The sequence below is a fragment of the uncultured Veillonella sp. genome (genome assembly GCF_900545205.1).
Lineage (GTDB): Bacteria > Bacillota > Negativicutes > Veillonellales > Veillonellaceae > Veillonella.
Genome location: NZ_UQYC01000002.1, coordinates 18173 through 38263, shown reverse-complemented (window position 1 = coordinate 38263; position 20091 = coordinate 18173). Strand labels below are relative to the sequence as shown.

Below are 20091 nucleotides of genomic sequence, written 5' to 3'. Positions count from 1 at the left end.
TATTCTGTAGAAAGGAGCTCGTATGAATCGACTTAGTTTCTCACGAACTCAGATTTTAATTCTTGTCAGCGTATGGCTAACATTTTTGATTAGTTTTGTTATGCGCCTATCTTGGGCATCCTTGATGCCTATTGTTAATGAAGCGTTGAGTTTCACACCTCAAATGGGTACGGCTTATTTATCCGCTTTTTATATGGGTTATGCCATTATGGTTTTACCAGGCGGTATCTTAGCGGATCGCATTGGCTACCGTTATACGATTTTGGTGAGCTTGCTTTCTATGGCGCTCATTACGGCATTGATGAGTACCATCGATAATTACACCTATGGCTGGGTATTGCGCTTCTTATTAGGTATCGTATCTGGTCCAGTACAAGCATCTTGTTTAAGTGCTATTGGGGACTACTTTGGTCCTAATCAACGTGGTGCTGCAGTTGGTATATTTATGTCCTGTACATCTCTTGGGTTGACCACTGTAAACCTATACGCACCATATGTAGCCACTAATTATGGTTGGCAAAATGCATTCCTTTTAACAGCTGTATTACCAATCCTTGTTTTCATTCTTAGCTATTTTACTGTTCGTAAACCAAGTGCTGAAATCTTGGCACAACGAGAAGCAGAGGCGAGTGCTGCGTCTGCTCATATAGGTGAAAAGACTTCCTTAAAGGAAAATTTGCTACATGTTTTGAAAAATCGCAATATTTGCTGTCTTGCTTTTGCAGGCTTCTTTGCTACAGGCGCAACTTGGGCCGTGGCTCAATGGTCAAATTTGTACATGGTCAAACAACTCGGCGTTAATGCTATCTATGCAGGTCATGTAATGTCTGCCTTTGGTTTAGCCGCGCTCATTGCAAAGCCGACCATCGGTATTTTGTCCGATATCTTACCGATTAAGAAAAACCATTTAGTAGCTCTTGTTATGTTCTTATTCGCACCAGCATTGATCCTCTTTGCGAGCACTACAAATCCAGATATGCTCTTCATAACAGGTCCAATCCTTGGTATTGGTGCTTTCATGCATAGTGCATTGACCAATGCTCTCGTAATTCAATCCGCAGCACCTCATTTACGTGGTACTACAGCAGGGTTTGTAAACTTATTCAACCAAATCGGTGTTATGTTGGCACCTATGATTTTAGGTAGCATGTTAACGGCTACAGGTAGCTATCAATCTGCATTGATGACCCTTGCCATTGCACCAGTTATCGGTGCTATTGCATTGTTCTTTGTACGTCTTAAATAATGTGAAAGCATCATACAATAGGTTCCTCTGATTGTATGGAAACAAATAAAATATGAAACAAAAGAGACTGAATTAGATCTCCTAAATAGGGGACAGTTCAGTCTCTTTTTATACGTTACGAGTAACTATATTTTTTGATTATGGTTTTTGCGGTGCATGATAATCAGGTTGCGGTCTCCAATCACTCATAGGTGTATTTGGATCGGGCATGTCCTGATTTTGAATGTCGAGAATCCAATCACTAGGTCGAGGCCCTTGAGGCGGTGGTGGTGGAACGGGTCCATATATACCTAATTTAGAAGGAAATAACCGTGGTTGATTAGATGTATAAGGAGATTCTAATTGGTTTAGCGGTTTATAGATACCTTCTGGTGGCTGAACTCCAAATAATGGCCTATCTTCTGTTGGAGCCGGTGTACTTAATGGTTTATATGGACGAGGTGGTACGTATGGGTTCTTAGATGTATAGGTAATACGCTCTAATTCCAATGCATTATGTAAAATAAATTGACCTATTTCAGCTACAGGAGAACCCTTTGTAGCGACGTGAGCACCTGTAGATAGAACAGAACGCTGATTGTTAGCAGTTCCTATAGGTGCGCCATTTACTTGGTAGAATTTCGCCGGTGCTACATGCCAATCCATGAGGTAAATATCTTTAGATGTGTTACCACGATGGTATGTATAATTAGTTGAATAATCAGCAATAATATTCTGCTTTTTATAGAGACTAATTGTACGAGCGTGAAGCGTACTATATGTAGGACCTGACTGTGCTAGGCTAAGTGTACTTAAGTCGATATACACAGTCTCCGAAGGGCTATTATAAGCAACTTGGTATTGAGTAGGCTTGTTCTCTAATTCATATTGTGAAATCGCACTAGCTGATTGTAATGTTGCTAATGCTAGTATTAAAAAGGGATATAGTTTTCTCATCTTTGACCTCTCTTATGTGGAATTAGTATACCATAGTCAAACATGTAATTCTATAAAAAATGCATATAAAAATCCATAGTATGTATATTGTATATAATTGTCATTTTGTTATATGATTAATGCATAGTACAGGAGGTCTAGATATGGAAATTATCTGTTTTGGCGATAGCATTACCCGCGGTTATGATGTGCCTTATGGCCAAGGTTGGGTTGAAATTTGTGATGCATCTATAGAGGGTGTACATTTTACAAATTATGGTGAAGACGGCTGCTCCGTTCAGGGCATGATTTATAACATTGAAAAATGGCTACCTACAGCTGTAGCTAATTCAACGCGTCATATCTTCTTAATGTGTGGTACTAATGATATCTTACAAGGTCGAGATAGTGCATATGTGTTCAAGACCTTGGTGAAAGCTATTGAACTAGCGAGCACAAAGGGGAAGGTTATTATTGGTTTGGAAACACAAATCGATAGTGATATGGATGGACTCGACATTGTGGTGCGAGAGGTCAATGAACAACTGAAAGCCTATGCTGCAGAGCATGATTTGAAGGTTATAGACTTTTATACATCATTATACGAAGCGGATCAAATCGGCCAAATTGTCTTTGCCGGTGAAGTACATCCTAATGCAAGAGGCTATCGTTTGATGGCGTATAAAGCGTTAGAAGTATTTACAAGATTATCGTAAAAAAATAAATCTAAGAATTCAATTGATAAGATGCATAAAAAAGCCCCGAATGAGATACCTCATTCGGGGCTTTGGTGATTTATATAGTCTTTAGGTGTGAAGGCTTGTAGCTTTCACCATTATAGTTAATTCGTAACGAATTATAGTTAGAATTAGCGAGTACGTGCGTTAGATACGCGAGCGGATTGTGCAATTGCGTATGCAGTACCTTTAACTAAATCGTAAGTATCAGCAGTGTTGCCAGATACTGTTACAGCTGCTACAGTGTCGTCAGTAACTGCGAACAATGCAGTTGCGTAAGGGTGTTGTGCACCATTTGGAACTGTTACAGCACCAGATTTAACAACGATGTAACGGTTGCCGTTGTTGAATACGTCGTAATGAGCAGCTTGTTTTACACCATCATAGCTTTCATTGTAAGCGAACAATGCAGCTACTTCACCGCCTGCTACTTGACCAGTTTGTTGCATGGAACGCAATTTAGCAGCTGCTACAGCTGTTGGTTGAGTCATGTTAACAGTGATACGCAAGGAGTTGTTGTTTACAACTGCTTCAGTGATTACGTTTGTAGAGAATACATTTGCAACGCCGTCGCCAGCACGGTTGTAGGAGCTAGCAGTTTTCACTTGGTAGCCGTTAGTGTATGCAGGCAAGTCGTAAGTGTAAGATTTGCCGTTCAACAACAAGTCGAATGCGTTTAATTGGTTAGTTTTATAACGGGAAACATATGCACTGCCGTTACCATTAGCTGTTACGGAAGTTACAGTTTCTTGGTATACAGGTTGGCTGTTAGTAGCGATAGGGTCCATGATTTGAAGACCTACAGCTGTTGTTTCAGGTGCTACGAAGATTGGATCGCCTAATTCTTTAGATACAGGCATTTGTTGAGCCATGTCACCTGCTGTGTAAGGTACCGCTGGTAATGGTTTGTAACCAGGGCGTGGTGCGCTTGTTACATAACCAGATTGGTACGCTGGTGTAGCTGCTTGAGGTGCAGCGTAAGTATATTGCTCAGCTGCAGCGCGTTCGTAAGCACGTGCATTAGCATCAACAGATGCTGCGAAAGCAGAGAAAGACATAGTTGTAGCTGCAAATACTGCGAAAGCAGCTGCTAAATGTTTTTTGTTCATAATAATTCACTCCTAAATACATGATTTTTTACAAATAACACAAATACTAACATGTATTATATATGAAATTCTGTTAATTGTAAATAAAATATAAAATATTTTCTTAATTATAAACAAATTTAATCTAATGAGTCAAATATTGTACAATTTGCCTTTAATTACCCCATAATTAGGCACAGAATATCATATTACTATATAATAATACGTAGTATAGTAATATATTATATCGAAAAAATTAGTTTAAATCTATACTTGAGGAAAAGAAATTTAAAAATAAGATGAAATTTATGATTTCTATAAATTGAGATGGTGAAAGTTTCACTAGGGAGGTCTCATGAGTATTAGCGTCTATTATGGACGAGCAGGATCTGGTAAAACACGTGCCGTATATGAACGGATACGTCAAGTTATGACCGATTGTCCAGGGGAACCCATAATCTTACTCGTTCCTGAACCAGCTACGTATCGCGTAGAGCGAGAGCTTGCCGAGTTTATGCCTGAAAAAGGCTTTACCACAGTTCGCGTTGTAGGCTTTGGTCGTTTGGGGTACCAAGTATATCAATCCATAGGCTCTAAGGGGGCCGGTCAATCAAGCTTATCTAGCTTTGGCCGGTCTATGTTGTTGCGCCTTGTTATGAAACGAAAACAAAAGGAACTAGGCCTCTTAGAACAGGCTACCAAGCGGCCTGAGTTTTCCTCTGTATTGCAACAGCTCTTTTCTGAGTTTCGTGCCTTCCGCGTAGGTCCTACAGACTTAGAACGTGGGGCGGAGTCTGTAAAAAATAAAGTATTACAAAAGAAATTGCGTGAACTTGCCATTTGTATGGCTGCCTATGAAGAGGAAATCAGCCGTCATGGGGAGCGCGATATCGATCCTATTATGGAAATTGTAGAGGCCTTGCCTCAATCTCCATTAATGGAAAATAGTCACGTCTTCATCGATGGCTTTCATTGGTTTACACCTACACACTATGAGTTGATTTACACCTTGTTTGATTTGGCGAAGGAAGCAGTTATAACCATAGATTTACCGATGGCTCCAAAGGCCTTAAAGCTCGCTCGTCGAGGGGAACATCTCTTTAGTCGTCCTTTAGAAATTTACGATACCTTAGTGGCTCGTTATGGTTCTAGTATTAACTGGGTTGGATTTGATGGGAAACGGGGTCCTCAAATCGTACAAGAACTAGAGTCTAATTACTTTACTAGTCCTAGTAAGCCAAATTCTACAGATACTACGATTCCGCTCATTCGTGGCTATAACAGAGAACGGGAAGCTGACGCTATAGCTCGTCGTATTTTGGACTATGTGGAATCTTCTCCGGAGGCACGGTATCGTGATGTATGTATTATGCTTCGCGAGTCGGAAACATACGGAGACACCTTAGAGAAGGTTTTCGCTCGCTATGGTATTCCACACTTTATCGACCGTCAGCGTCCTATGAAAAATCATCCGCTAGGCGAATTATTGACGGCTCTCTTTGATATTGTGCGCCATAGTTACAGCCGGGACAGCATGTTCCTTTTGCTGAAAACGGACTTGATGCCTCTTACTCGTGAGGCCGTAGATGAATTAGAGAACTATGTGCTCGAGTTTGGCATTGATCATTATAAATGGGAACGTGAAAGCTGGCCGTATTTACGAGGCTTCCACGAAGGTCAAGACGAAGCTAGTCACGTAGATGCACCGCGTAGAGCTCGTGTTAATCAAGCACGACAAACCATTATGGATATATTATCGCCATGGTTTGACTTTGCTGCTCATAGCGAAGGCCATACGGGGGCCGAATGGGGTGAACAGCTCTATGGTTTATTAGAAACATTGCAAGTGCCACAGCGCCTCTATGAGTGGGCGAAGGATGCAGAAACTGTAGGTGATCAAGAGTCTAAAGCTAGCCATGAACAGATGTACAATGCAGTTATTTCTTTCATAGACGAAATCTCTATGGTCATGAAGGACGAAGTGTTGACCTTAGATGAGATGATGCTACTCCTCGAAGAAGGCTTGAGCGATGTAAATTATTCTATGATTCCACCATCTCTAGATCATGTGGTGATTACCACCATTGAACGTGGTTATAGCCAATGGTGGCCTAAGGTGTTCGTCATGGGCCTCAACCAAGGCATCTTCCCACAAAGTATGGGCGACGAAGGACTTATTAAGGATAAGGAACGTCAAGAATTGGCGGAGGCCGGTATTACCCTGGCTGAAGGAGCGTTGCCGAAGGCTTTCAACGAGAATTTCCTACTATACCTAGCTATGACACGGGCATCCGATTCGTTGACCTTGTCCTATGCAAGCTCTGGTGAGGATGGAACAGGCCTTGAGCCATCCCTCGTGGTGAAACGACTAGAATCCCTTGGTTACGTCGCTAAGGCTGTAGATATTCCTCTATCCATTGCACCTGATACCGAGTCTGATTATGTATGGCGTCCGCTTCAAAGCTTGTCTTTATTATCGGAGCGTTGGGGGGCTCTCTTTAGTGGTCATGAGGTCAATCCATTATGGTGGGGCCTTTATAACTGGGCTCGTGAAAGCGACACCTATCGTCCTCGTTTAGGTGAGGTGTCTCGTGGTATTCGAGATAATAACGATGTACCGGTTATTACGAAGGATTTAGTAAATGGATTATTCCTATCTAAAGGCTACATGTCTGGTTCTGTAACGCGTCTAGAGAGATATCAGCAATGTCCGTTCAAGTTCTATGCTCAATATGGTTTGAAACTGGAACCGCGTCGTGTACGCTCCTTTGGTGCTCCTGAAATTGGTACATTCCTTCACGCTAACTTAGAGCGTTTAGGTAATTATCTATTAGATAACAATAAACAATGGCGTGACCTCAATGAAGATGAACAACAAAATTTGTGCCGTACCGTAGCGGAAGAAATTTTACAAGAAAATCAGGGCGGTGAGGAAACGAGCGATGCCTACCAAAAGGCAATCGAGCAGCGTGTACAACGAACATTACATGTGACGGTAGACCGCCTTGTAGAGTGGTCCAAGCGCAGTGATTTTGATACGAAATACTTAGAACAAGATTTTGGACGTCAAGGTGGCTGGGATCCGATTCGTGTGCCTCTTGGAGAAGATCGCTATTTACGCCTTATTGGTCAAATTGACCGTATCGATGAATATACCCGAGACGGTCAAACCTATGGTATGGTTATCGACTACAAATCGGGTGGCGCACATGTAACGGCACAAGATGTGTATTATGGTCTTAAATTGCAGCTCATGACATATCTATTAGCCTTAGAATCCGCTTATGGTAACACGCAAGGCGAATCTATGGCTCCTGCGGCTGTGGTGTATTCCTATGTGAAGAACCCTAAAATCCCTGCTGGCGCGCCTATATCTTATGAAGATGCAGTAGCCTTGGCTAAAGAAAGTGATGCGTGGCAAAATAGCGGCTACTTCTCAGATGATGTTGAGTTGTTAACGCATATCGATAATAAGTTCTTATCCTACGGTTCTAAACGAGGTCCATATGTGCCGATTGCGACGAAAAAGGATCAAACAATTTCTAGTAGAGACTTGCATAAGGTTAAGAACACCGGTGAATTTGATGTAATGTGCCGTTATACTAATCACGTAATGGCTGACATTGGTCGTCATATTGGAGAAGGACAATTCCCAATTCAGCCGTACCAGTTAAATAAGAACAGACCTTGTACTTACTGTGATTACAATACCATATGCCGCTTTGACTCTAGTCGCAATCGATATAATTACTTATCTAGACTATCCGAAGATGATGCATTAGAACGGATGAAAGAGGTTCTAAACGACGAAAATAGCGATAACAACGGGAATCGCAATAATGGAAACAACAGTAGCGAAGGAGGTGAAAACCATGGGTGTTAAATGGACGCCAGAGCAGGAGTCTGCCATTATAGCGCCTAAGGATTCGTCCTTAGACAATCAAACCTTGCTAGTCGCTGCAGCGGCTGGCTCAGGTAAAACCGCTGTTCTCGTAGAGCGCATCATTACGCGTCTTAAAGATATGGATAATCCTTTATCCGTGCAAGAGCTCATGGTTGTAACCTTTACAAAGGCGGCGGCACAAGAGATGAGTGCTCGTATTGGGCTTGCCTTGGCAAAAGCCATGGAGTCTACTGATGATGAGGCTATGCAGCAGCGTCTTGAACGACAGCTTAATCTCTTACCATCTGCTCATATCTCTACGTTGCATTCCTTCTGCCAATGGGTGATTCGTTCCTATTTCTACAAGCTCGATATTAATCCAACGGCTCGCATTGGTAACGAAGCAGAAATGGCACTCTTACAACAAGAGGTATTAGCCGATTTATTGACTAAATCCTATGAAGAGGGTCTTTATAATATTTATGAGTTGGCAGACTTCTTCAGTGATGATAAATCTGATGCAGGCTTAACGGCGAAGATTATGTCCCTATATAACTACGCTATGTCCCTTGCTAATCCTGATGGATGGCTACGTAAAGCATTAGCACCTTATAAAGAGGCGATGGAAATAAACCCAAGTGATACGCTATGGGGTCAATATATGTGGAATCAACATATAGCTGTCATAGATCGCATTCGTGAGCGCTTAGAGCGGCTGGAACAAATCTTGCTCGATCCAGTAGGGCCTCACAAATGGCAAAACATATACGATAACCAATTAGCTGCACTAGGCATGCTTTTAAATGCTCAAACCTGGGATGATATGGGGGAAGCTTGTAAACATACGGATACCTTTATAAAAGACCGCTTTAATAAACTTGGAGAAGAGGTTGACCCTAGTTTACAAGCAGAGTTTAAATCTTTAGGTTCCCAAAATAAAGATGACCTTAAAGCGATGCAAGCTGCTGTATTCACAGTGCCGGAAGCTACCTTACAAGAGCAGTTCAAGGCTCAATATCCTATCATTGAAGGTTTAGTAGAGATTACCATTGCGTTCCATAAGGCGTATCGGGATATGAAACAAGAACAAGGCATCATGGACTTTAGTGACTTGGAACATCTATGTTTAGCCCTTCTCGTTGAGCCTGGCACAGAGGATGATCCTCAGCCGTCTGACGTGGCGAAGGAGCTGCAAGATACTTTCAAAGAAATCATGGTCGACGAATACCAAGATACGAACGGTGTGCAAGAGACGATTATCAACTTGATTTCTCGCGTCGATAATCGGTTCTACGTGGGCGACGTGAAGCAGGCTATTTACAGTTTCCGTATGGCCGACAGTTCCCTGTTTATGGAGAAATATAACACCTACGGCGGTACTGATGCGGTAGAGCGCCGTATTGATTTGGCGAAGAACTTCCGATCTCACGAAAATATCTTGGCTGCCACAAATTTCTTGTTCTATCAAATCATGACGGAAGAGGCGGCAGAGCTTAACTATACAGAGGCAGAATCCCTCATTCCTGGTCGCATTGTAGAGGATGCGCCTGAGGACTGGGTTGGAGGCGACGTGGAATTGCAGCTTTTAGATGTGAGCAAGGATACCCTCGGTGCTAGTGAAAGCGATGAAGACGAAGGGGATGACCCTGAGAACAACGAACGCGAGCTAGATTTCATTATTCAAAAGATTAAGGAAATTCACGCTGCTAAGAAGCAGGTGCAAAATCCAGATGGTACATTCCGTCAAATCGAGTGGCGAGACTTTGCGATTTTGCGCAGATCCTTGGCGGGGTGGGGCACCCGTGCCGTAGAGGCTATGCGTCAAGCAGGCATCCCTGCGGTGGTAAACGAACGGGATGGTTACTTTGAAGCCCAAGAAATCCAGCTCTTGTTAGCGTTGTTATCCATCATAGATAATCCTGAACAAGACTTGCCGATGGCAGCGGTCTTGCATTCTGGTCTCGTTGGGCTTGATGCAAATGAGTTAGGTGCGTTGCGCTTGTCTGGTGAGGGTTCTTTGTGGTCTCTCATGCCTGCTTATGCAGAAGAGGCACAAGATGAGCGCTTATTATCCTTTATTGGACATATGGAGCGTTGGCGTACCTTGTCACGTCGTCACGGTGTGACCGATTTATTGTGGGATATTTACGAATCCCAAGATTATGTAAACTATGTGGGTGCCATGCCAAATGGTCTTGTACGCCGTGCGAATGTTCTCGCCTTATACGACCGCGCTAAGGGCTATGAGGCCTCTGGCTTCCGTGGACTCTTTAGATTCTTGCGTTTTGTTGAAAGCTTGCGCGACAGTAATCAAGATATGCCTCTTGCCAATGTGGTCAGTGAAGCGGATAATGTAGTGCGCCTCATGACCATTCACAAGAGTAAGGGTCTCGAGTTCCCTGTTGTATTCTTATCTGGGATGCAAAAGAAATTCAATATGATGGACCTTCGCTCTGAGCTTCTTATCGATAAGAACGCAGGCCTTGGCTTAAAGGGATACTTCCCAGATATTCGAGTATCCTTCCCGACCATGCCGTGGTTCTACGTGAAAGATGTCAAAGAGGCAGCCCTGAAAGCCGAGGAACAGCGTATTCTTTATGTAGCGTTAACACGAGCACGAGATAAGCTGTTTATGACAGGCTTTGTGAAAGGCTTTAAAAATTCTAAGGGTGGGTTGAGCACCTTAGGTGAACTCATTAAAAATGCTGCCTCTGTAGAAGGCCAACAATTGCCAACGGATATTATCACTCAAGCCAATACGTATTTAGATTGGCTCATTATGGGCTTTGCTCGTCATTTAGACGGCGGCAATCCATTGCGTGTAGCCATTGAGTACGAAGGGCCAACCTATTTTGACTTACCGGACAAGAAATGTCGTATCAAGGTTGAAATTCACGATGGCTCTCTTTACGGTGATCTCGATTATAAAGCAGATATTGACGAAACCACTATCAACAAGGTACGTGAGTTAAAAGCTGTTAATGCTGTAGAATTACCACAGGAAATAGTAGACCGCTTTAACTATACCTATCCGTACAACGATGCCACACGACGGACTGCTAAAATCTCTGTTAGTGAATTGAAACGACGATTCCAAGAACGAGAACTAGAAGCAGGGACAATTGATACCCTTAATACACCTGCTGAAGCAGTAAATACGGTAGAGGCTGGCGCTCAACGAGCTGTTTCAGATACAATCTTAGGTCAAGCTATTAAGTTAGATATACGTAATGCTGATAGGAATGCTACCAGTAATGAAACTGTACCAATTAGAACAGTTTCTGCTGATGATTTAGCGAACTCTGTATTCGGTCGCAAGCCTCAAGCATTACAGTCCGAAGAGGATGTGTTAACAGGGGCTCAATGGGGTACCTTGATGCATGAGGCCATGCAATGGTTACCTCTTACTAAGTACACGCAAGCTTCTTTAACAAAAGAGCTGGATGAATTGGTAACGAAAGGGACTTTCACAGAGGAAGAACGAAATTTATTAAGCGATACCAGTCTTTATAAATTCTTCAGTTCTGACCTTGGAAAGCGTCTCATCAACGCTAAGCGTATCGAACGAGAATTGCCGTTTAGTATGCTCTTTGAAGGAAAACGCGTATATGACACCTTAGAGGATGGCGAAAATCTATTCCTTCAAGGTATTATCGATACTGCCTTTGAAGAAGACGGTGAATGGGTTCTCGTAGATTACAAGACAGATCGCGTCAAATCTGGAGAAGACCTTATCAAGCGCTATAAAATACAAATGGACCTCTATAAAGAGGCCTTGCAACGATTGACGGGCATGCCGGTAAAAGCATGCTATATCTATAGCTTCCGCTTGCATGATGCAATTGTTGTAGATTAATTTAGCCATTTACATATGATTAGCGGATTTCTCTATTCGTGTGTGATATGTTGTAATAATTAGATATGTAATACACATAAAAAGGGTTATAGGACAAAACGTGTTGGTTTTATAGGCGATGGAGCCAGTAAATTACTGGCTCCATCGCTATTTTAAGTTCTTTTGATAAACTTAGAGGGTGGACAAAATGTGTTGGTAAAAAGTCCCAAAATCCTTGATTTTACTGGCTTCAATAAGGTTATATCTTCTTAGAAAATCGTGTTCTAAGTGGAGGGAATAATCATGCTGGTAAGATGTATAAATTGTGGATTTTCTTGTCAAAAATATGGGAAAACTAAAGCTGGATCACAACGATGGCATTGTAAGCAGTGTAACATCACCTTTACACAAACTATTGATAATACTACTAAATGTTTTCATCGATTTCTAAATTGGTTATTTAGTAAAGAAACATAACAGGACATGCCTGGGCAGGGCCGTACATTTCGTAGACAGATAGCGGATTTCTGGCAAATATGGCCTATGCCGCCCAAAATTGAAACCTCGAGAGATGTGGTATTCGTTGATGGTATTTACTTAGCTAAAAAAGCTTGTATTTTGATCTGTTATGATGGTGAATATGTATTGGGGTGGTATTTATGTAGGTCAGAACAGTCTCGCTCATGGCAAGCTCTTATGCAGCGAATAGCGACCCCCATTGTGGTCGTTTCTGATGGTGGACCTGGTCTTAGAAAAGCATTAAAAAAAGTTTGGCGTACCGCCAAGCTTCAACGTTGTATTGTTCATGCCGTATGGCAAGTACATCGTTACACTACTAGGCGGCCTAAGACATTAGCAGGCATTATGTTAAAAGATTTAGCAAGCGATTTATATAACGTAAAAACACAGGAAGATGCAAAAATATGGATTCAACAATTATTTAATTGGAGGGTGACTTTTAAAGAGTTTCTAAGTGAAATGACACGTGATAGTAATGATAATTTAAGAGCTACGCATGAACGATTACTAAAAGCCTATAACTCTCTAGTGGTATTAATTAATACAGAGACAATGTTTCGATATTTAGATGAAACATTGGTGTTGGATAAAGAATGTCCGAGGACTAATAACCCTATTGAAGGCGGAGTAAACGCACAACTCAGACGTTTATTGCGTTACCATCGAGGAATGTCTGTAGAAAAACGTATAAAAGCGGTCTTTTGGTGGTGTTATTTACACTCACCAAGACCGCTTTCTGCAAAAGAAATACTTAAGGTAATGCCAACTGATGCAAGTATTTCTAAAATATATAGTTCTATGAATGAAAGAGCCCAACTTCAAGGCATAATTCCAACTTGGGGAGATGCCATTTCTTGGGGTGATTTGCATAACTATGACAAATTATCTTTCAATGATTGGGATTAAAGTACCAACACGTTTTGTCCTATAACCCCATAAAAAAGCTCTCTATCCTTGGATAGAGAGCTTTTGTGTTATATATGCGGTAATATAGGCAAATTCAAAGCCTTTTTCTTTTTGTGTTTTGCTGGTGCGAATACTTTTAGTACACGCGGCAATACTTCGATATCTACTGGCATGGATGGACCTTGATCGCCGTCCATATTAGTAGGTAAATCACCGATATTAGATAATAGTTCAATATGAGCTTTTTTTACAGTTAGTGTTGTTGTATAACGGGAATTATAGATGGCGCCACTGATGATGAGTGGTAGTACGCTTAGGATATCGAGGATGAAGTATTCCTTAAAGATGATGATACGCATATAGCCATCGTCTACAGAGGCTTCTGGCATAAAGCGTTCAAAGCTAGATACTACATTGGTAAGCAATGCTAACACGAGCGGTGATTTACAGATAAAATCATCGTTCTCTGTTTGGATGCGATATGTGTAGTCCTTCGTTGTGAACAATGCTTGGCCTGCGCGCAAGAAGTAGGCGAGTGGGCCTAAAATGCTTTTTTCCTTTGGGGTAACCTCTTCGATTACCTTTGGAATAACACCGGCTGCGATATTGTTGCAGAAATATTTATCATTGCAACGACCGATATCAATGGTACGAGTTTGATTGATATCAATTCGTTTGATTGCTTGTGTTGGGTTTTGGTGAATGCCAAGGGCACGAGACATATCGTTAACAGTACCTACTGGTATAAAACCAAAGGTAGATTTGAAGCCCCCTTGGGCAATACCGTTTACGGTTTCATTTACGGTGCCGTCACCGCCCATGCAGAATACAGCATCGAATCCGCGTTCGCAAGCATCCTTTGCAAAACGTGTAGCATCTCCTTCACCGGTGGTGAACTTGACCTCAATCGTTTCGAATAAGGTGCTCAATTTCCATTGTAAATCGAGGGCATAACGGCGCGCCGCACCGCCACCCGATACAGGGTTTATGATTACCAAACAACGGCTCATGGTATAACTTCCTTACTTTCAAAAATGAGATATAGCTATTATCTATCGTAAATTGACAGTCTTAGATATGGGCTCTATAATTGTATTATATGCACTTAATCACATATGACATATTTATTCAAAATAAAATATATTGCACAATATATTATACTCATTTTAGCCGTTCTTTGAAAGTATGAAAGATATAACGGGCCATAAGGTTAGGGGATAGTAATGGGACGACAAGATTCTAAAGATAAATACAAATTGTCCGCGGTGGACTCTATTGAAAGATTACCTCTTAGTGAACAAGTTTATTTGACATTAAAAACAGCTATCTTAACAGGCGAATTGATGCCGCAAGAAAAGCTTAACGAAGTAAAAATTGCAGAGCAATTGCAAGTGAGCGCTACACCTGTGCGTGAAGCATTCCGTAAATTGGCGAAAGATAATCTCGTAGTGATTGTTCCTTGGAAGGGCGTTACTGTAAAGTCTGATACACCAGAGGAAATCATTGCATTGTATCAAGTGCGTGAAGTAATGGAAGGCCTTGGTGCAAGACTTTGTGCACGTCATGCTACAGATGAACAAATTAAAGAATTACGTGAGATTTGTAAAGAAATGCATGAAATCGAAGATGCTACAGAACGTGTTGAAGTAAACAGTCGATTCCATACAATGATCGCTCATTACTCTGGTAATGAACGCGTTGTAGAATACCTTGCAAGCTTCCGTGAACGCGTTAATCGCGATATGTATATTAGCTCCTTTAATGCAGTGCGTACCCATGATTGCGACGATGAACATGATCATATCGTAGATGCCATTGAGCGTCATGATGAAGTAGCCGCAGAAACTGCTATGCGTCAGCACATTAACAATGCATTTATCTTCAAAAAAGCAAATGCAGAGGTACAACATAAAAAACTTAATGAAGTATAATGCCTTTTGTTGGGCATGCTATATGAAAGGCTCCGCTATTGGCGGAGCTTTTTATGTAGTAGATGTTTACTGTATTTAATTAATTTAATTTAACTTAGCTTAGCTTTGAATCAGCTTTTGCTGGTGTATTGTTACGTGTATGACTTAGAAATTCTAATCGTTTGTAGTGTGATGAAAGATGCGCATTACAGCTTTTATAATCTACGATGCGCAGCCTTACGAGTTGTGCTGCGTCAATTTGGAATGCTTCAGCGATTTTAAATAAAATCTCTAAGGACATGCCAGATATACCTGTGCCACATTCTAGCTTGCTTAAATAACTGCGGCTAATGCCCACGTGGTGTGCTAGCTCATATTGAGACATGTTTAGAGATATGCGAATATGGGCAATTTTATGGCCTAAACAAACATACTGATGCTGTAAGACCGGATCTTCATAGGTGTTGATTCGTAGCTCAGTTAGAGGTGTCGATGCAGATTTCATAGGGATTCCTTCCTTTTCCCTGCTCTCTAAATATAGTATACTGAGACTGTTGGTGATTGACTAATATAGAAAACTAGATAATTATCGGATATTTCAGATAATTACACGTATTGTGAAAGTCGTAGGATAGTACTGTAAGTAGAGGAGGCAATATGGAAAAATACATTGCAGTTGCCCTCGGTGGGGCCATTGGAGCATTATGTCGTATGACTCTTGGTGAATGGGTTATGACAAAGGTGAGCTCTTTTCCGTATGGCACGGTCGTAGTAAACCTCATCGGTTGCCTCATTATTGGCCTCGTTTTAGGGCTTTACATGCAAAAGCCAGATTTACCACAATGGGCTAGATTTTTCCTAGTTGTAGGTGGACTAGGTGCCTTTACAACCTTCTCTACCTTTGCTTTTGAAATGCTACAACTAATGATGTCTGAGTCCTATGTACAAGCTTTATTCTATGGCTTTGTACAAGTTGTAGGGGGCTTAATCCTTTGCTGGGTGGGTGTACTACTTGCGCGTATACTCTGTACAATCTAATTAACAAATAAGGTGACTTGAGTTACAGCGTAAATAAAGCCATTTTTATATGATTACTACATAAGACTATTTAGGTCTTATTCGGAATATATTTATAAACCAATTTGTAAGATATTCAGAATAGGATTAGATACATTTTGTTGTTATAACATACATTGTATAGAATTCAGAATTTAACATTTGAGAAGAATTTAGAATTTAATACTTGAGCAGACTTTAGAAATTAATATGTGAGTAGAATTTAGAATTCAATATATGACATAGAATTTTGAATTAAAGGGGAAAGAAATGAAATCCATTAGAACACAAGATGCTGTAGGGCATGCATTAATACATGATTTAGTACGTATTGTTATCGGCGAGGTGAAAGATACGCCGTTCCGCCGTGGCCATGCGATTACGGAAGAGGATATTCCAAAATTACTAGATCTTGGTAAAGAGCATATCTTTGTTATGGAGCCTGAAGATGAAGGCTTCTTACACGAAGAGGATGTGGCGCGTGCCTTGTACGATATGGCAGGCGGTGAAAATATGCATGACGGACCTATGGCGCAAGGTAAAATCGAAGCCATTGCAGACGTAGATGGCCTCTTTAAAGTAGATGTAGAGCGACTACATGCTATTAATAGCATTGGCGAGCTTACCATCGTAACAAGATTTAATAATACACCTGTGAAAGCAGGTGATAAATTAGCAGGCATGCGTTGTATTCCATTATTGTTAGAGGAACAACAAGTAGAAGATGCGAAGAAAATCGCTAATGGTCATCCTTTACTCAATGTAAAACCATTCGTACGCAAAACAATGGGTATCGTTACTACAGGTTCCGAAGTATTTGAAGGCCGCATTAAAGATGCTTTCACCCCAATCATTGAAGAACGTTGTGTTGAATTCGGTGTAAAAAAAGTAGCTCATGAAATTGTAACAGATAATACAGACGATATCGTGGCGGCTATCGACAAGGTAAAACAAGCTGGCGCTGATATTATTTTCTGTACTGGTGGCATGAGCGTTGACCCAGACGATTTAACACCAGGGGCCATTAAACGCTATGCAGATCGGGTAGTGACTTATGGTTTACCTGTATTGCCAGGCTCCATGGTTTGTATTGCATACTGCGCAGATGGTACACCAATCCTCGGCGTTCCAGGCGGTGTATTATTCAGCAAACCGACTGCTTTCGACGAAATCTTACCACGCCTTGTAGCAGACGATGAAATCACAAAAGAAGATTGTATTCGAATGGGCCATGGTGGCTTCTTGGGATAATCTTTTTATAGAATATCTAAAAACTGTATAAGTCTATACAAAAAGCGGGTAGATATCTACCCGCTTAATTTGTTAGTGCCATTATAGTATTAAAATGATTTTTTTCCTAGTGTAGGATGGCTACAACGTTTTAACGTAAGGGTGTCAATCATGTGGACTGCTTCGTCCAATGTAATGTCCTCACGCTTTGTCGGTGTTTCCAGAACTGCCAAAGGATGGTCAGTACCTACCTCACCAGAGGGCAAGTAAATATATTCTTGGTTTATAGTATCACCAAAAATATACCCCGCTTGTAAATGTTCTTTATGAATGCGACTCATGGTCTCTCCTTACATAATTTCTTTCAGTCTAAAGTCTAGATAGTCTGCAGATACGAGCTCTAATTTGGTGGATCCAAACTCCTTTGGAATACGTTTAAAGGATATTTGGTCGTGTAAATGTCCAAAGATGCACATATCTACATTGTATGTCTCCATGAGATCCGTAAAACCGGAAGGCGTGTTGGATTCATTGAATGGCGGATAGTGTAACAATAGGATTTTTGTTACTGGTATCTTGTCTATATCTATAGTTGGTGGATTGTTTTTATCAGAGTCCGTAGTATCCAAGTTTGTTTCTGATTCGAATGATTCTATTAGTGTTTCTATAGCTTTATCCATTTCTTGCAGTGCTGCTTCGGTGCGCATCAGTTCTCTATCGTAAATGGATTGGTCTGTTTCAGGTGTGAAATGGGAGTCTCCAGGGCAGAGGTAAGCGCGTGTGCCACCAAAGGCAATGATGCGTGGACCTTCTGCTGTTTGAATAAGCTGTGCTGTACCATGACCTTGTAAGAAGGTGATAGCATCGCCCATGAGGTTTCGCATCTTGTTGGCAGAGGCCCACCAGTAGTCGTGGTTGCCGCGGATCATATATTTCTTGCCCGGCATGGAGGCAATTTCTTGTAAGTCGCAAGCCGCTTCATCGAGGCGAAGGGCCCAACTCATGTCACCTACGAGAAAGACTATATCTTCGTCTGTTACACGGGTCATCCAATCTTCTTTGATGCGGCTCCAGTGATTATCCCAGTGGGGACCAAAAATATCCATCGGCTTCGTCGGAGGATTGCCAGATAGATGGAGATCGCCGATGGCAAATACTTTCATAAATATCCTTTCAAATATATACTCAAAGCTATTTAGAACAAAAATGTATTATCAAAACTCTTTAGATTAAATGTGTATCATTAAACTATTTAGAGGCGTGGAAGTACGGTGCAATGTCTTGGATGATTTTTGCAGCCCGCTCTTCGTCACAAGTTTGAGGAATTTTGTAGCCCACATAGAGTGGTGTTGTTACATAACGTGCCACAACCTTGATATAGTCGTAGCCGTCCTCAAGATTATATACAAAATAGTTATAGGAATGGCTATAGTTGGCGATGCTGCGCAATACATAGCGTAATACTTGTTGTAATCTTAGCGCTACGGAGCGTACAGGTGCATCTGGTTTAAAGCGTATATTGTACTCAAAGAAGCCAATGATGGGCTGTGTAGACAAGGTGATGCGCACATCTTGATCCTCGTGTAAGAGCCAGCCTTCCATATTTTGAGCTGTAATATCTTCGTGGTAATCGTAATCTTCAAGGCCTATGATTTGGCTGTGCGGATGACGAATGGAACCACCGGACATATAGCCATGGTTTTTAAAGAATAATACAGATTTGAATTCTTTCCGTTGTCGTGTTTCGCGCCATTTATCAAGGCCGAATTGGAGAATACGAGCCGCTTCATCAGCCGGCAAGGTGGAAAATTCACCTTCGTCCGTTTCTGTTTCGATAATAACCGTGGGCCATGTTTTATCTAGTACAGGATATTTGTTCATGAGCCATATGATATGACCAGATGTATCTAGGATATCCGTTAATTTTGCACGATCACAGAAGGGGCAGCGCACTTCTTCATTCCGAATATTAACAGGCTTAGTGCGCCCTAGTGCGATGTTAAATCGTAGTGGTTTATTCATCATGTGCCTCCTTCCTCGTAAGAAAATCTATACTCTTAATCATACCATAATTAGCCCATTCGTACATGAAATAATGGTATAATAATAGGGTATTATTTTAACGATAAAGGAGGCCTTATGAAACCGACGACGCTCGTATTTCCCATTGATGAACAAAATCGCATATTGCTAGGTCGTAAGAAACGTGGTTTCGGGGCTGATAAATATAATGGATTTGGCGGTAAACTCGAGGCTGGTGAAAGCTTCCGAGACTGTGCTATTCGCGAATTATTTGAGGAATCTGGACTTCATGGTCGCCCTGAAGATTTAGAATGTGTGGCTGTCTTTGATTTTCAATTTCCTTTTGATGAAAGCTTAACACATGTAGGTTATGTGTACTTTTTGCGTGCTTTCACAGGCAATGTAGAGGAAACAGACGAGATGGAGCCTCACTGGCTAAAAATCGATGAAATTCCCTATAAACACATGTGGGATGGTGACCGCCAATGGTTGCCAATGTTGCTAGAAGGCAAGAAGTTAAAAGGGCCTATCGTATTTGGCCGAGACAACAGTACGGTAGATAAGATGGATCTGACCGCGGTGGACACCGTTCTTGAAAGCGAACACTTGGCGCGCATTGATCTATATATTAACGGATAAGTTGGACCTTATTAGCTTATATCAAGATAAGGCTAGTGGATATTAAAGTACAAAAAGGGGCTATGTAGTTACGAAAGTGGTACTAGAGTCCTAAATTTATAATAT

General features: G+C 41.4%; 15 protein-coding genes and 1 pseudogene. 9 read left to right on the top strand and 7 right to left on the bottom strand.

What is annotated here, in order from left to right; translation table 11 throughout:
* Positions 1 to 22 precede the first annotated feature (22 nt).
* Positions 23 to 1246, top strand: coding sequence for an MFS transporter (locus tag QZR70_RS00375; RefSeq protein ID WP_039968878.1), 1224 nt, complete (start codon positions 23 to 25; stop codon positions 1244 to 1246).
* Positions 1247 to 1384: 138 nt separating this feature from the next.
* Here the strand turns inward: QZR70_RS00375 and QZR70_RS00370 are convergent, their stop codons facing one another.
* Positions 1385 to 2182, bottom strand: a complete 798-nt coding sequence (locus tag QZR70_RS00370) for a hypothetical protein (protein ID WP_287539353.1) — start codon at positions 2180 to 2182, stop codon at positions 1385 to 1387.
* Between the two features lie 143 nt (positions 2183 to 2325).
* Here QZR70_RS00370 and QZR70_RS00365 point away from each other — a divergent pair, with 143 nt between their 5' ends.
* A complete protein-coding gene (locus QZR70_RS00365) occupies positions 2326 to 2877 on the top strand; it encodes a GDSL-type esterase/lipase family protein (protein ID WP_295792300.1) in 552 nt (183 codons plus the stop codon).
* 152 nt (positions 2878 to 3029) lie between these two features.
* On the opposite strand, the gene QZR70_RS00360 is transcribed toward QZR70_RS00365, so the two are convergent.
* On the bottom strand, positions 3030 to 4007 hold the full coding sequence (locus QZR70_RS00360; RefSeq protein ID WP_105093665.1) for a hypothetical protein: 978 nt from the start codon (positions 4005 to 4007) through the stop codon (positions 3030 to 3032).
* A 334-nt stretch (positions 4008 to 4341) separates the two neighbouring features.
* On the opposite strand from QZR70_RS00360, the gene QZR70_RS00355 reads away from it, so the two are divergent.
* The 3 genes and pseudogenes from QZR70_RS00355 (at position 4342) to QZR70_RS00345 (ending at position 13129) form a co-directional block, all read left to right on the top strand.
* Complete coding sequence (locus tag QZR70_RS00355; RefSeq protein WP_295792299.1) at positions 4342 to 7869, top strand: PD-(D/E)XK nuclease family protein; 3528 nt, start codon at positions 4342 to 4344, stop codon at positions 7867 to 7869.
* Positions 7859 to 11725 carry a helicase-exonuclease AddAB subunit AddA gene (gene addA / locus QZR70_RS00350; RefSeq protein ID WP_295792297.1) on the top strand — a complete coding sequence of 1289 codons (3867 nt, stop codon included), beginning with the start codon at positions 7859 to 7861 and terminating at the stop codon, positions 11723 to 11725. Before QZR70_RS00355 ends, addA begins: the two co-directional genes overlap by 11 nt.
* Before the next feature lie 282 nt (positions 11726 to 12007).
* Positions 12008 to 13129 (top strand): annotated as a pseudogene (locus QZR70_RS00345) (IS1249 family transposase).
* A gap of 68 nt (positions 13130 to 13197) precedes the next feature.
* Here QZR70_RS00345 and QZR70_RS00340 read toward each other — a convergent pair.
* Positions 13198 to 14139, bottom strand: coding sequence for a diacylglycerol kinase family protein (locus tag QZR70_RS00340; protein WP_295792295.1), 942 nt, complete (start codon positions 14137 to 14139; stop codon positions 13198 to 13200).
* 213 nt (positions 14140 to 14352) lie between these two features.
* Between QZR70_RS00340 and QZR70_RS00335 the strand changes: the two genes are divergently transcribed.
* Positions 14353 to 15060, top strand: coding sequence for a GntR family transcriptional regulator (locus QZR70_RS00335; protein WP_295792293.1), 708 nt, complete (start codon positions 14353 to 14355; stop codon positions 15058 to 15060).
* A gap of 94 nt (positions 15061 to 15154) precedes the next feature.
* On the opposite strand, the gene QZR70_RS00330 is transcribed toward QZR70_RS00335, so the two are convergent.
* Positions 15155 to 15544 (bottom strand): helix-turn-helix domain-containing protein, encoded by a 390-nt coding sequence (locus tag QZR70_RS00330; RefSeq protein ID WP_295792290.1) that lies wholly within the window; start codon positions 15542 to 15544, stop codon positions 15155 to 15157.
* A gap of 152 nt (positions 15545 to 15696) precedes the next feature.
* Between QZR70_RS00330 and crcB the strand changes: the two genes are divergently transcribed.
* Both crcB and QZR70_RS00320 read left to right on the top strand, forming a co-directional pair.
* Positions 15697 to 16077 (top strand): fluoride efflux transporter CrcB, encoded by a 381-nt coding sequence (gene crcB / locus QZR70_RS00325; protein ID WP_295792288.1) that lies wholly within the window; start codon positions 15697 to 15699, stop codon positions 16075 to 16077.
* A 288-nt stretch (positions 16078 to 16365) separates the two neighbouring features.
* A complete protein-coding gene (locus QZR70_RS00320; protein WP_295792286.1) occupies positions 16366 to 17346 on the top strand; it encodes a molybdopterin-binding protein in 981 nt (326 codons plus the stop codon).
* Positions 17347 to 17435: 89 nt separating this feature from the next.
* Here QZR70_RS00320 and QZR70_RS00315 read toward each other — a convergent pair whose 3' ends face one another.
* The 3 genes from QZR70_RS00315 to QZR70_RS00305 form a co-directional block, all read right to left on the bottom strand.
* Positions 17436 to 17666, bottom strand: a complete 231-nt coding sequence (locus tag QZR70_RS00315) for a hypothetical protein (RefSeq protein ID WP_005385164.1) — start codon at positions 17664 to 17666, stop codon at positions 17436 to 17438.
* A 9-nt stretch (positions 17667 to 17675) separates the two neighbouring features.
* Positions 17676 to 18488, bottom strand: a complete 813-nt coding sequence (locus tag QZR70_RS00310; protein WP_295792284.1) for a metallophosphoesterase — start codon at positions 18486 to 18488, stop codon at positions 17676 to 17678.
* Positions 18489 to 18573: 85 nt separating this feature from the next.
* A complete protein-coding gene (locus QZR70_RS00305; RefSeq protein ID WP_295792282.1) occupies positions 18574 to 19347 on the bottom strand; it encodes a DUF4931 domain-containing protein in 774 nt (257 codons plus the stop codon).
* Positions 19348 to 19464: 117 nt separating this feature from the next.
* On the opposite strand from QZR70_RS00305, the gene QZR70_RS00300 reads away from it, so the two are divergent.
* Complete coding sequence (locus QZR70_RS00300; protein ID WP_295792280.1) at positions 19465 to 19986, top strand: 8-oxo-dGTP diphosphatase; 522 nt, start codon at positions 19465 to 19467, stop codon at positions 19984 to 19986.
* Positions 19987 to 20091: the final 105 nt, after the last annotated feature.